This window comes from Rodentibacter caecimuris, assembly GCF_010587025.1.
Lineage (GTDB): Bacteria > Pseudomonadota > Gammaproteobacteria > Enterobacterales > Pasteurellaceae > Rodentibacter > Rodentibacter caecimuris.
On record NZ_CP040863.1, the window covers coordinates 522,151 to 536,759 of the forward strand.

Here is a 14,609-nt window from a genome sequence, read left to right on the forward strand (position 1 = left end):
TTAGTCTCCTGTTTGAATGAAATTTTCTAATAGTTTACCTAATCCACTCTGCCGTTTTACCGTTTGGCGCACGGCCATTTTCCAAATTTTTTTATCGGCAAAAACCCTGAGTGATTTCTTGGCTCGGGTTACCGCAGTAAACACCAATTCGCGGGAAAGTACAGGATTAGGCTCTGTCGGTAATACCATCAGCGTGTGATCAAATTCCGAACCTTGCGATTTATGGATCGTCATCATAAATGCCGGTTCATGGGCAGGAATACGGCTGGTTAATACTTCACGATCACCAAACCATACCTTACCCTTTGCCAAACACAATCCAATATCGCCGTTATACAAGCGTATATTGTGATCGTTTTCGGTAATCATAATTGGCTTGCCAATATACCAATCTTGCTCATTGTGAAACCAAATAAGATTTGCACGACGGAGGGCTAACGCGATTTCTTTATTTAGATTTTCTACCCCCAATGCACTGCTACGAAGTGCGGTCAAAAATCGGCTTGAATTAAAAAGGGATTGAATGATCTCCGCATAGGTTTTGCCGTTTTCGTCCTGACTATTAAAATCTTTATTCTGTCTCTGTAACTCACGTAATGCCGTTAAATAAACGCGATAATTTTCTACCGCACTTTGCACCACTTGATGCACAAAGACCGAATCATCTTGTTCGACATTAAAACCATTAAAATGCAATTCCTGCGGATATTCCGAGAATAATGCCAGACTTTCTTCCCCTTTCCCCTGCTTAATCTGTTCGGCAAGTTTACCAATGCCGGAATGTTTATCAAAGCGACGACTAAAAGTAAGATGACATAAACAATCACGCATAGGATTGATTATTGCGGCACTCGGCACATTATAACCCGTCGTTTGGCGCAAATAATCGGCTTGTTCATCGCTATAAGGTTGGTTTGCCCACTGTGCCAATTCCCCCAATACGGCACCCGCTTCCACAGAAGCAAGTTGCGCTTGATCCCCTAATAAAATCAAACGGGTTTCCGGTTTTAACGCATTAACTAATTTTGCCATTAATGGCAAATCAATCATTGACGTTTCATCCACCACCAATACATCCAATTGTAACGGATTATGTTCATTATGACGGGTATTCTCGTTAAAAGCATTGATTCCAAGCAGACTATGTAAGGTGCCGGCTTTTTGTGGAATAGATTGCAATAAGCGCTCGGATAACGCCATAGACTCTTGCAAACGCTGTAAAGCATGATGAATAGATTCTTCTAAACGGGAAGCGGCTTTTCCTGTCGGTGCGACTAATTTAATGTGTAATTGATACTGATATAACTCTTGCAATACCAGTAATAAACGGGCAACCGTTGTTGTTTTTCCCGTGCCGGGGCCCCCGGTAATCACACTAAAGGTGCTTTTAATTGCAGTCGCGACCGCAACTTTTTGCCAATCAACCGCGCCAATTTTTTCGCTTTCCTCTACTTTAGATGGGAAATAAACCGCCAATTTTTGGCGGATGTCATCATAGGAAAACGCTAAAGTGCGGTTATTTTTCAATGTATTTTTAATATATCGAGCCACACGATATTCATCTTGCCAAATACGATAAAAATATAAAGCGTTAAATTGAAACACCATAGGGGCAGCCTGACTGTGTGGAGTTTGGCTAAAAGCAATGTGCCCCTGTAGTGCTGCCTGCCACTGTTCTACGGGCAAATAATTAATTTTTTGCTGAATTTCCGCCAAATAATTTTTTTCGGTCACACGATATGCCAAGCCGAACAAATTTCGTTCCAATGTTTTATCTAATTCAATGCAGGTATTTCCTTGCGCATAGTGCCAACTACAAAGTGCGGCAAGTAACACCGCCAAATTCTTAACGGTTTCAGGCTGATTAGCCGGCTGTTTATCCCCGATCAATTTGGCAAAATAGTAATCGGCTAAACTGATAATCCCCTGCTCATTCAGCATTCGTAATAGGCTCAACATCAAAAGATCTCCTCTAATTCAGAGATGAGTTGCATCTCGGGACGATCGAAAAATATGCCGGATTGGGTTTCTCCGTTCATACCTCGTAGGAAAAGATAAAATACACCGCCAAAATGACGCGCATAATCATAGTTGCGATCCGCTGTTTTTAAATAACGGTGCAATGCCAATGTATAGAGTAAATATTGCCAATCATAATGGTGATGTAACATCGTTTTTTCTAAGTTGTCCGAGGCATAATCACGTGGTTTATCGCCAAGAAAATTGGATTTATAATCCAGCAAATAATACTTATCCTGATAGCGAAACACTAAATCAATTGTGCCCCGTACCATGCCTTGAATATCCTCAAACTGTAGCGCCTCACTCGATAAATGATGGTGTCTTTTTAATGTCCGATTAAAGGCGGCGACATCAAAACGATCACGAATAGCCAAATAAAACGCCATTTCTTTAATGTAATCGCTCTTGTCTAACGCATTTAGTGTCAAATTAACGGATTCGGACAACGGCGTTTGCACGATGTCTTCAAACCATTGCTGTAAAGAAGGAGTATAGGATTCGTCTAATTGTAATTCTTGGCAGAGTTTTTCTATTGTTGCCACATTACTCAGCGCATTAAATTCATTTTTTTCTAAATACCGATGGAGCAATGTACCAACGTGCGTACCACGTGGAAGCTCAGAAACAATTTGTCTTTTTTCATCAGAAAGTGCGGTTGATATTTCAGCAGAATTTTCCGATATGAGTTGTGTATCGTAATCTTTTGTTTCATCAAAAACAGAGGAATTTTTCACCGCACTTTCATTAAGATAATCTTTCCAACGGTGTGCCTGTTCAATTCCGGTAAAACTCGTTACCCGCCAATTTTGTTCGATTTCACCGTAAAATTCCGCAACCGAAAGCCCGTCTTCGTGATGAGATAAAACCAAAGGCGGCAATTTATTTAATTTTTCTGCCGATTCAATCAATACTCCACCAGACATTTGACTGACGAATGTTTCGAGCAACGGTGCGGTGAGATAGCTTTGCGACAACACCGGATTCTCGCCGATTTCCCCTTGGGTTAGCACATAAAGTAACGGATTCCATTTTTTCTCAAATTGTGTCGGTAAAGCGAACGCCATTTGATATTTTGCCCGAGTTAATGCCACGTAGAGCAAACGCAGTTCTTCCGCAAAGGTTTCTTGATTAATCAAGGTCGAATGCTGATTTTCCATATCCCACAACATCCCCTCCCGCTCTTTTGAGTAATAGAGATTGATCTCTTTTTTCGCGGATTTTGTCGGATCACGGCTCGGCACGGCTAAAAACGGTAACCATACCAAATCATATTCCAACCCTTTGGATTTATGAATCGTTACAATTTTCACCAGCTGACGCTCGCTTTCCAAACGAATTTGCGCTTCTTGCCGGATTGCTTCTTGAATTTGTTTTTCAAACCAACTCAATAAAGCCGCCTCACTATCATTTAAGGTCGAAGCCTGCTGTAAAATTTCGCTAAGATGTAAAAAATCCGTTAAATCACGCTCACCGCTCGCCAACCCGAGCAAACGCTCGGCAATTTTTTGTTCAAGTAAAAGTCGATGCAGCATTGGCAATACCCCTTGCTGCTGCCAAGTTTGTCGGTACTGCGCAAAACCGTCTGCCCAACGTTGCCAATCTTGTTCGTTATGATGAATTTGATGAATTTCTGTGGCACTTAAACCAAAAAGCGTGGTAGCGATAGCATTTAAAATAGAACGTTCCGTTACATTCAAACAGGCTTTCAAAACAAGTACTAATTCTTTGGCGACCCGACTGTCAAAAACGCTGTTTTGATCGGATAAATAAACAGAAGCAATGCCCAACTGCTGCAATGCTGTTTTAACCAATGCAGCTTCATTTTTATCACGCACCAATACGGCGATATCCGCTGCTTGTAAAATTTTGCTCTCCTGTAGGTCTCCCAGCCCTTTAAAAACAGCCTGATTTTCAACCGCACTTTTTATCCAATGTTGAATAGAAACGGCACAGGTGCGGGCAAGTGCCGTTTTATCCGTTTTTTCACCCTCATTTAAATAAAAGCGATAAGCCGGCTCTTGTTCGCCATTTAAATAAAATTGACGATGATCCGTTCTTGCATTAACCGGGGTAAATTCAATATTGTGATAAATAAACGGCGAGTTAGGAAAATCGAATAATCTGTTTACGCCTTCCACCACCCGTTGTTCCGAGCGGTAATTTTTCATTAAGCTGAAACGTTCATCTGCCTGAGCAGCAGCTTTCAGATAAGTAAAAATATCCGCACCACGGAAACGATATATCGCCTGTTTAGGATCACCAATCATAATGAAACCGCTATTTTTAGTCGGTTTTTCACGATAAATCGTTGAGAAAATCGCGTATTGTTGTGCATCCGTATCCTGAAATTCATCAATCATGGCAAAAGGATATTGAAAACGGATCATTTCCGCCAATTGATCGCCTTGTGCTTGTTGTAGGGCTTCACAAAGCAATCGCAATAAATCATCAAAGGATTTTTCTTGATGGTTAAGTTGATACTCAAGCAGTTTCTGCTGAATACCTTGGCGATAATGGTAAAGAATAAGTTTGTACAATAATTCGGGAGAAATAGTTTGTTGAAATTCTTCAGCCAAACGATCCAATTTTTCTAAAATGGGGGAACTATTAGGCTGTTTTTCCTTTGCCGCGTTGGCATTCAGCGCAGATTGCGTAAAATATTTTATAATATCTTCGCTTAATGAATGATCCGTTGTATTCTTTGCCCAAGCCGCTACCCGTGCATAATAACCGGGTAAATTGTTAGACCTATATTTATTGCCGTTTAATCGCTTATTTTGAAGTTCTTGTGCAATGAAATCCTTAATTTCCGGCTCATTTTCTTGCCATGTTTGTTTTAATTTATCAAGGATATGACGTTGCTCCGCCACTTTCTTAAAAAGCCTTTCAAGAGACAAGGTTAGCAGATCGGCATTTTCCAATTCCGCATCGAAATCTTTTCCGATATCATTTTTAAGCACCGCTAATACGCTATCCGGTGATATGAATTCTTGCGCAATAAAATTGGCAATTTCAAAGGGCTGCGGGTAAAAATGTTCACGCCAAAATTCATTGGCAAATTGTTTCAATAAATCCGACTGATCTTTCACCAATTCCAAATTAAAATGAACGCCGGAATGAAAAGCGTATTGCATCAGCATTCGGCGACAGAAGCCATGAATTGTGAAAATAGCGGCAAGATCCATATTTTGTTCCGCTAATTTTAAACGCTGAATGGCAAGTGTAAGGTCATTGATATGTCGAGAAAGTGCGGTCAGAAATTCGTCATTTTTAAACGCACTTTCCGTTTTTGTTTCTGCATAAGCAGACAATTTTTGAATGGCATCCGTAATGCGTTCACGGATTTTTTGCTTCAGCTCTTCTGTCGCCATTTCCGTAAAAGTTACCACCAAAATTTCTTCCACATTCAACGGGCGTGAGAAATTCTGTTCTCCCGCTTGCAGCAAAAGTCTGAGGTATAAAGAACCGATGGTATAGGTTTTTCCCGTACCGGCTGAGGCTTCGATTAAATTGATTTGGTTTAAGGGTAAAGTGACGGGGTCAAGAGGCGTTGATTTTGTCATTGGGTCGAAAATATGGAACTAAATGGCATTATTTTAGGGAGTAATTATTAGTTTGGCTATGTATAAATTGATTTTTTAATCGTGATTATTTCGTTACAATACGTCGCGATAAAAAAGAGGATAATTGAAAAAATATGCGTAAGGGTCGTTGTTGTGCCTTATTGGTATTGATATTTTTAATCGGGATAATTTCTTTGCCGTGGTGGATCTCTTCAAAACAACTTGAACGGACGATAAATTATTTCCTTGCGCCTGACTATTCCGTGCAATTATCCGATGATTGGGCGCTAAATAGTGGAGGTTTGAAACTCCCTGCTTTGCGAATCAAGGTCGGAACATGTACGCTGGCTAATCTTCACAAGATTCAACTTAATAATTGGTTTTCACCACATTTAATCGTTGAAAAGGCATCTGTCGATAACGCTTGCATTCAAAATATGCCAAGTCGCAACAACAAAACACCGGTAAAATTGACCGCACTTTTTGCGACCATGCCAATCTTTGAGATCAATGTTAAACAGTTTCAACTCTTAAATGCCGATGAGCTTGTTCCGCCTCTTTTTCATGATCTTCTCAATGCCGATATTTCAGCAACGGTCAAGCGTCGCCACGATCAATTTCAACTCAATTTTTCCGCCCGAAATCAGAAAGGATTAATATTACAACATCAATCAACCCTTTCCCCACAGGATAACCATTTCATTTGGCAAGGTAAAACCGATTATCAACCGGAAGAGAAACAACATTATCAATCTCATTTTAACCTTCAATTAAATGATGAAATTCTGCAAATGCAGCCAAAAGGTGAAATCACCTTCACATGGCAAAACCCCAATTTTTCTGTTAATCACGGGGAAGCAAACCTTGCTTGGCAGGGAGAAAAGGGCGTGATTAAAGCACAAGATCTCACGCGTAAATCACCATTGTTGGATGTGCCGTTTATTTTTACACAGAACGGACTAGACATTTCGTGGGGAACTTTTTATTGGACATTTGACGGTTATCAGCCGATCAAAGGCTTTTTAGGCTTGTCTCTACGTACGCCGTCAAAAGGTTGGCTTCCCTTTGGTATTGATACCAATATTATCGTACAAACTTTTGGTGAGTATGGAAAAGGCGAGATTGTGATTTCCGGCGAAAATGGCGAAATTGGCGGTGGCGAAAACCAAGATCAGATTCATTTTAATTTAAAAACGCGAGGCGATTTACGCTATAACAATACGGTGGCACAAACAAATTTAACTTATCATCTGGGCGGTTCATTTGCTGATCCATTACTGCGTTTTAACGAAGGTTCGATTTTTAAAATGGATAATCAACAACAAGATACCAATATTCATGTTCGCTTGCCATTAGATCAAATACAAATTGGTAAATACGGCTTAAACGGTCAATTACAAGCAAGCTTAAAAGGTTTCACACCGCAATTTTCCGCTATCGATTTAAAATTGGACGGCGAAGCGGACGAATTTATTGCAGGGATCAAAACCATCTTTGAATTACGCGATCCACAACAAAAATTACACGATGCCGAACAGGATGCGAATAACCGCTGGGATTGGATAATTAACGGTAGCGCTTATTGGAATACCTTAAACACACCGATAAAACTACAAGGTATCGGCTTTTGGAACGGCGATCATATTGAATTAAATCAGCTTACCGCCTATTCCGATAAAATTCGGACAAATGGCATAACAATGGCGCCGCTCTCGCTAGAACTAAAAGATCGTTTGTATTGGGATTACGAGAAATCCCATATCCGCGGTTTATTACAAGTCAAAAGCGACCGGATTCACTTTGATTACGGCGGCGGTTTCACTCAACCTGTTTTTGGCATCGGTATTGATGGGGAAAGTATCGAACGTTTCAATATTGCCGGCGATCTAAAGGCGGGTACGCTAGGCCCTATTGATCTGTTCGCCCGTTATGAAAATCAAAGGCTAACAGGCAATATCAGTTGGAAAAAACAATCAGCAAATATATTCCAATCGCTTTTTCCGCAACAATGGGGCTGGTTAATTCATAATGGGCATATTAAAGGCGCGAGCAATTTCAATATCGATCATCAAGGAATTACGATGAAAGGGGACGTACGACTTTATCACGTCGGTCTTTCCTTTCCTGATGGTGAAATTAAAGATCTGGACATTCGTTTTCCAGTTAATTATCAGAATAATGTTTTACAAAATTCAGCAAATAATCCGATTAAAGTTTCTGTTCGCAATATGCGCAAAGGGGCATTATGGCTGAATGACGCAACATTTAATTTATTCGGTATTTATCCGAATTCTCACGCCAAACCACTTACATTGAGTGATGTAAAAATCGGTTTATTTGACGGTGAATTAACCATAGACAAACTTAATTTTCCACAACATCAAATTGCAACGTTAACCTTCCGTAATATTGATCTCAATCAGGTCATGACAATGGCACAGTATAATCAAATTCATTTGGAAGGACTTGTGAATGCGACCTTGCCTTTTTGGCTCAATCATTCAGCCTGTTTAATTTGTGACGGCACATTACAACAAGCCGACAAAATGCGAATTAAACTGAATGATGAGGTAGCTAACGGATTGAAAAAAGGCGGCTTGACCGAAAGTATTCTGGTTAATTTATTAAAAGAAATGGAGCTTCAAAACGCCTATGCAAATATTCATCTTACCCCGAACGGGCAAATGAATTTACGTGCCAGCATTAAAGGTTTCAACCTCAATAATCCAAACCATGCACCGATTACATTAAACTATCATCACCAAGAAAATATGTTCGAATTATGGAATATGATAGACTACGGTGCGCAATTTGAACAAAATTTACAATATCGGCTTTATCAAGATTTAGAACATGAAAAAACACGTTAAAAATCGACTGCACTTTTTATTTATCTGTGTAGCTTTTAGCTTACTGACGGGTTGCACCCCGACTATTCAGCTTGATACCCCAAAAGAAGGCATCACAATTAATATGAATGTGGTGGTGGATCATAATATTAATGTCACAATGGATGAAAAAACCAAAGCTGTAATGGCGGAAAGCGATAAAAAATAATGGCTTACCTCTGTAAGCCATCTTATTTCTTAAAAATTTAATACTTTATCCGCTTCCATCGTCCAATCGGCAAACTCTGCCAATGTACCGATTTCTATGCCCTCCGCCAAGGGTAAATCGGTGATCCCCCTCGCATTGGTACAGGTTTTACAAAGTTTTACGACTGCCCCTTGTGCGGTTAAAATTTCCAACATTTGCTGTAAATGATACCCTTCCGCCGGGTTTTGTTTTGCAAGCCCGCCACTCACCGCATCCGACATTAAAAACAGTTTCAAATTGACCGCACTTTTATGCTGTTCTTGTAACTGTAAAGCAAGGCGTAATGCACTAAAAAAATGTTCATCGCCATAAGGCGAAGAATGAATAATAAAAAGGATATTCTGCATAATCACTCTCGTAGTTTTCCTTCAAATATAAAAAGGGCGAACTTTCGCTCGCCCATAAAATTATCCCACCCAAACAAATTTCGCAACAAATAAAAGTGAAACCACCCAAACCGGTGCATTAATCTCCTTGATACGACCTGTGCAGGTTTTCATAATACAGTAGCTGATGAAACCAAATGCAATACCCTCCGTAATAGAGTAAGTAAAAGGCATCATGGCTGCGGTAACAAATGCCGGAGCGGCTTCGGTTAAATCATCCCATTGCACACGAATTAGGCTGGATGCCATCAAGATACCGACATAAACCAACGCCCCTGCGGTTGCATAGGCAGGCACAACACCGGCAAGCGGTGAAAAGAAAATGGTGAGTAAGAATAATACGCCGACGGTCACAGCGGTTAATCCCGTGCGCCCCCCAACCGACACACCCGCACCGCTTTCAATATAGGTACTAATTGCAGAAGTGCCGATATAAGAACCACCTACCGCACTGACACTATCAACTAATAGGGCTTGTTTCATTTTTGGGAAACGTCCTTTTTCATCGCTAATGCCTGCTTTGTCAGTTACCCCTAATAATGTACCGGAAGAATCAAATAGGTTTACCAATAAAAATGAGAAAATAATACCTAGCAATGCAGTATCTAACGCACCGGTAATATCTACTTTACCGACGACGGCATCTAATGCCGGCGGCATTGAAATCACACCGTGAAACATTACCGATTCATCTAACCAAAGTGCAAGCCCCGTGACGACCGCAATAGAAATCAATACGCCGGAAAAAATATTACGGGCAGCCAATACAACGATAATGAAAAAACCAAGTACACCGAGTAACACTTTAGGATCATGCAAATCACCGAGTGCCACTAAGGTAGCCGGATTAGCCACCACAAGCCCCATATTTTTAAAACCAATTAATGCAATGAAAAAACCAATCCCTGCTCCAATTCCTACGCGAATACTTAACGGAATGGATGCCATTAACCAATAACGAATTTGTAAAAGCGTTAGGACGAATAAACCGACAGAACCCCAAAAAATGGTTCCCATTCCGATTTCCCAAGAATAGCCCAACTTCCCAACAACCACATAAGCGAAAAAGGCATTCAACCCCATTGCCGGTGCAAGTGCGATCGGCAAATTGCTAAATAACCCCATTGCCATTGTCCCAATACCGGCAATTAAACAAGTGGTAACAAAGACAACTTGTTTATCCATTCCTGCATCACCCAGTATTGAGGGGTTAACAAATACAATATAAACCATAGTAAAAAAGGTGGTGATACCCGCAATAATTTCAGTTTTTGTGGTTGAACCTTTTTCACGCAACTTAAAAACTCGTTCTAACATAATTGTTCCTTAAAATTAATAACCTTGATGATAAATAGCTTCGAGTAATTTGACGGCAAGATAAGCAAGATTAAAACGTTGATCATCGGCTACCGTCCAAAATTCAATGCCGTTTTCAACCGCACTTAACGGATGAATATGTAATTTTACCTGTGTTTCCCCGCTTTCTATTTCCCCATTTATTACCGGACTAATACTTGTGTCATGGTATTGTAAAAGTTCATTATCTTGCGGTTGGAAATCCGCCGCATAATCCCAAAGTGCGGTTACTTTTTGTGCCATGCCATAAAATACCGGTACTTGCACAGCATGAAATAGCACAGAATGGCATTGAGGAAAAATCTTTTGAAATTGCTCTGACAACGTCATTGTTTTTTGTGGATAGACATCAAATGCTAACCGCTTTTCATCGTCATCTAACGGGATACCATTCAACAAACGTGCTGTTTGTCCTGCTAATTTACTGACGGTTTCACCGTTCTGATAAGAAGCAGGAAGCAAAGAAGTCGCAAAAATTTGAGTAATATTGGTTGTCTGCAATACCGGAGACATCGTTAAAGCAAGTTGGCTAACTTGAGGATCCGGCAAACTCACAATATTACGTTGTCTTAATTCAACTAAATCACCCTCATTAATTGTCGGTACGACAACAGGTACATTGGAAAGTGCGGCACACACGCCTTTCATATCTATGATTACGCAACCGCTTTCAGCAGCAATCGCAATAGCGGCTAATTGTTCAACATCACCGGAAAAAAAGAGGTAATCAACCTCAGACCAATCCATTTCTTGCACAGAACGCTGTACAACGCTTTTATTATTAAAACGCACACTTTGTTCTTCATCAAAAGGGGAAATTTCTACAATTGATATGCGACCTATCGTTAGTTTACTTTCTTCAAGAGCTTCAGCAATTTTCTCACATAATTCAAATTCTGCCGCAATGGCAATATTTAGGCTTGCATCCATTTTTTTCTCCGCTATAAAATAAGCGCCCCATTCTACAAAAAAAGGGCTAAAAATAAAATGACACCGGCAATCGATTTACTTAAAAAACAAAAAATTCCTTTTATTCTTCATACTTACGAGCACGATCCCAATAATACCCATTTCGGCGAAGAAGCGGCGGAAAAATTAGGTATAGATCCCCATCGTTCTTTCAAAACCTTACTTGTAGCCGAGAACGGCGATCAAAAAAAGCTAGCCTGTTTTGTGTTACCTACATCCGATATGCTGAATTTAAAAAAAGCCGCCAAAGCAATTGACGTCAAAAAACTCGAAATGGCAGACAAAGACGCTGCGCAAAAAAGCAGTGGATATTTGTTAGGGGGAATTAGCCCCATCGCACAAAAGAAACGTTTAAAAACAGTTATAAATTCAACCGCACTTAAATTTGAGACCATTTATGTTTCCGGAGGAAAACGAGGATTAAGTGTGGAACTTGCCCCTAGAGATTTAGCCAATTTATTGAATGCTAAGTTTGTGGATATTATTGATGAAGAATAAGAATTGGGAATAATGAAAAAGGACAAGCTATTAGCTTGTCCCCCAAAATCAATTAAGCGTATTCTATCGCTTTAAATTGCTATAACCGATATTTTTATCGATTTCTGACTATTAAAAAGTAGAGGTATCTTGAAACAACCCGACTTTCAGATCCGTAGCGGTATAAATAATGCGTCCATCGACTTCGACTTCCCCATCAGCCATTCCCATGACTAATTTACGGTTAATCACCCGCTTTATATTAATACGATAAATCACTTTTTTTGCTGTGGGTAAAATCTGACCGGTGAATTTGACTTCTCCAACACCGAGCGCACGCCCTTTTCCCTTACCGCCGATCCAACCTAGAAAAAAACCGACTAATTGCCACATAGCATCTAAGCCTAAGCACCCCGGCATTACCGGATCGCCAATAAAATGGCAGCTAAAAAAAGGTAAATCCGGATGAATATCTAATTCAGCCTCAATATAGCCTTTTCCAAAAGAACCGCCCTCTTGTTCCATTTTCACAATACGATCCATCATTAACATCGTTGGGGCGGGAAGTTGCGGCCCTTCATCACCAAATAATTCACCACGACCGGATGCAAGTAAATCTTCGTAGCTATAACTTTCTTTTTTATTTAGTGTACAACTGTTTTGCATTTTTCTTCCTTCAATTTATTTTGTTTCAACAAACCTTGATATTAAGCATTCTAAAAGGAATAAGAAAGACTGTAAACAGATAACACTTGTTAGCTGAACTTGTCCGATCAGTTTTGTAATGAAGGAATCATAGACATGATATAAAAAATAAGAGCGAACATTTGTTCGCTCTCAATTTATAATCACCGAAAAAAATTAAATAAACCTTTTTTCGGCGGTTCCGTACGAAAATCAATTCGCTGCCGGATAAGGCGGGAAATCGGGGTTTTACGATCTTCGTAAATTTTATTTTCCTCTTCCAATAAATCACGTTGGAAGATCAATTCACAGGTTTGATAAATATCTTCGACCGGAAAAATAAAAAACTCGCCATTTTTGACCGCACTTACTACTTCATCGGAAAGACTCAGTTGCTGAATGGTTGTAGCCGGAATAATAACCCCTTGCTTTCCGCAGAGTCCTCGGCGTTGACAAATCGTGAAAAATCCCTCAATTTTGTCGTTTACCCCACCTACCGCATGAACCAGTCCAAACTGATCAATCGAACCGGTTATCGCAATATGTTGCGGCAAAGGCAATTCAGCCAAGGCACTGACAAGCACACAAAAAATTGCCAACGATGCGCTGTCGCCATCAATTTCACCATAGGATTGTTCAAAAACAAGAGAGGCGGAAAACGGTAGCTGAGAAGGCAATTCTAAAATATTCGACAGACAGGCCTGTGCAATCATCATTCCTTTACCGTGTAAATTTCCGGCAAGTTCATTTTTACGTTCGACATCGACCACTTCCCCTTCGCCAAATTGCACGACACAACTAATCCGTGACGGCTCGCCAAATACCACCGGTGTACCGGGATATTCAATCACAGATAAACCATTAATCTGCCCGACAATCTCCCCCTCTGTTTCGACATAAACCTGTTCATTGAGAATATCGGCATAGGTTTGCTCTTTTAAAGAGCTGTGTTGTACCCTTTGCTGTTGAAAAAATGCTTCAAAATCAACCGCACTTAGTGAGTTTTTTTGTGCTAGTGTCGCTGTATTAAGTAATACATTCTTCAAGATAGCAGGCGAAGCATTAATTAAAAACCGATTCTCACTTTCCCTTACAAGGAATTGATACAATTTATTTAATGCTGAAAAATCCAAAGCTAGCTGATTTTCCTCAGCGACACCATGAGCATAGCCGACCCAATTTTTTTGTTCATCAACATCAGTTACCGAAAGATAACTTTCAATTTCGGCATAATCCGCAAAATTGTATAAATTTTCTTCCAACTCCCCTAATGTGGCGAGTTCCGTACGATTGCCTAACACAATTACTTTGGTCTCAAGCGGATAACTTGGAATTTCACAAGGTAGTGTTTTAAAAGGATGCGCAGAATACCAATCGAAACGCTTGGTTTGTAAAATATGTTTTAAACGTTGCCATAAATCAAATTGTGCCAATAATGTTGACGCACTCAAAATCAGTACGCCTCCATTTGCACGGTGAATTAAGCCCGGATGAAGTTGAATATCTTGCGAGCTAGAATGCAGTCTGACACTACCAAAGAGCCGGAACGGATCACAATGCAATGCACTTAGCACTTCACCTGAAGCGGCAAAATTATCTTCCAACGATTGAGCAGGCTCAACTTCAATACGAGGAAATGAGAAGGAATCCCCTTGCTCCACTATATAATTTACCCCAAAAATCGACCGCTCTTTAGGTAACATTTGTCGTATTAATGGAATAAGCAAAGAGGCATAATCTACCTGATCATCAGCTTTTAATACCATAAGGGAGCGATTTGGATTACGCAAAAACAAAGAAAGGGCGTTTTTGGTATTTGGTTGTAAAGCCCAAAAATCAAGGGGTTGAGAGGGGTGTTCGGTATAGGCTAACAGGGGTTGTAGAGATTCCCAATTAAGGGATTGTTCTTGAAAGAAAGATGAACTCACTGGCAATTTCTCATTAGTAAAATTGGTCGCATTATCGCACATTTGCGTATATTGTAAAAATCAGCTGGAAAAATTAATTTAAAACACGTATATTAAGTGAGTTACCACGTCACTAAATATTACATATT

Annotated in this window: 10 protein-coding genes; 3 read left to right on the forward strand and 7 right to left on the reverse strand. The window is 40.1% G+C overall.

Annotation, left to right across the window (positions count from 1 at the left end; translation table 11 throughout):
* Together recD and recB are read right to left on the reverse strand one after the other, a co-directional pair.
* Positions 1-1,959, reverse strand: a complete 1,959-nt coding sequence (gene recD / locus FEE42_RS02660) for an exodeoxyribonuclease V subunit alpha (RefSeq protein WP_164027652.1) — start codon at positions 1,957-1,959, stop codon at positions 1-3.
* Positions 1,959-5,585 carry an exodeoxyribonuclease V subunit beta gene (gene recB / locus FEE42_RS02665; RefSeq protein WP_164027653.1) on the reverse strand — a complete coding sequence of 1,209 codons (3,627 nt, stop codon included), beginning with the start codon at positions 5,583-5,585 and terminating at the stop codon, positions 1,959-1,961. The genes recD and recB overlap by 1 nt, the downstream gene beginning before the upstream one ends.
* A gap of 134 nt (positions 5,586-5,719) precedes the next feature.
* On the opposite strand from recB, the gene FEE42_RS02670 reads away from it, so the two are divergent.
* Both FEE42_RS02670 and FEE42_RS02675 read left to right on the forward strand, forming a co-directional pair.
* The gene (locus tag FEE42_RS02670) at positions 5,720-8,455 is read left to right on the forward strand and encodes a YdbH family protein (RefSeq protein WP_164027654.1); all 2,736 of its coding nucleotides are present in this window, start codon (positions 5,720-5,722) and stop codon (positions 8,453-8,455) included.
* The gene (locus tag FEE42_RS02675; protein ID WP_059366426.1) at positions 8,439-8,642 is read left to right on the forward strand and encodes a YnbE family lipoprotein; all 204 of its coding nucleotides are present in this window, start codon (positions 8,439-8,441) and stop codon (positions 8,640-8,642) included. The genes FEE42_RS02670 and FEE42_RS02675 overlap by 17 nt, the downstream gene beginning before the upstream one ends.
* A gap of 29 nt (positions 8,643-8,671) precedes the next feature.
* On the opposite strand, the gene FEE42_RS02680 is transcribed toward FEE42_RS02675, so the two are convergent.
* Genes FEE42_RS02680 through FEE42_RS02690 form a run of 3 tightly spaced genes read right to left on the reverse strand, consistent with a single transcriptional unit; the run spans position 8,672 to position 11,353 of the window.
* Positions 8,672-9,028 carry a DsrE/DsrF/TusD sulfur relay family protein gene (locus FEE42_RS02680; protein ID WP_164027655.1) on the reverse strand — a complete coding sequence of 119 codons (357 nt, stop codon included), beginning with the start codon at positions 9,026-9,028 and terminating at the stop codon, positions 8,672-8,674.
* 60 nt (positions 9,029-9,088) lie between these two features.
* Positions 9,089-10,384 carry an NCS2 family permease gene (locus FEE42_RS02685; protein ID WP_164027656.1) on the reverse strand — a complete coding sequence of 432 codons (1,296 nt, stop codon included), beginning with the start codon at positions 10,382-10,384 and terminating at the stop codon, positions 9,089-9,091.
* Positions 10,385-10,399: 15 nt separating this feature from the next.
* Entirely contained in the window at positions 10,400-11,353 is a 954-nt protein-coding gene (locus tag FEE42_RS02690; protein ID WP_164027657.1) for an oxidoreductase, read from the reverse strand.
* Positions 11,354-11,410: 57 nt separating this feature from the next.
* Between FEE42_RS02690 and ybaK the strand changes: the two genes are divergently transcribed.
* The gene (gene ybaK, locus FEE42_RS02695) at positions 11,411-11,890 is read left to right on the forward strand and encodes a Cys-tRNA(Pro) deacylase (RefSeq protein ID WP_059366430.1); all 480 of its coding nucleotides are present in this window, start codon (positions 11,411-11,413) and stop codon (positions 11,888-11,890) included.
* A gap of 111 nt (positions 11,891-12,001) precedes the next feature.
* Here the strand turns inward: ybaK and fabA are convergent, their stop codons facing one another.
* Positions 12,002-12,535, reverse strand: a complete 534-nt coding sequence (gene fabA, locus FEE42_RS02700; protein WP_059366431.1) for a bifunctional 3-hydroxydecanoyl-ACP dehydratase/trans-2-decenoyl-ACP isomerase — start codon at positions 12,533-12,535, stop codon at positions 12,002-12,004.
* 182 nt (positions 12,536-12,717) lie between these two features.
* Positions 12,718-14,481: an AAA family ATPase gene (locus FEE42_RS02705; RefSeq protein ID WP_164027658.1), complete on the reverse strand. Its 1,764-nt coding sequence runs from the start codon at positions 14,479-14,481 to the stop codon at positions 12,718-12,720.
* Positions 14,482-14,609 lie beyond the last annotated feature (128 nt).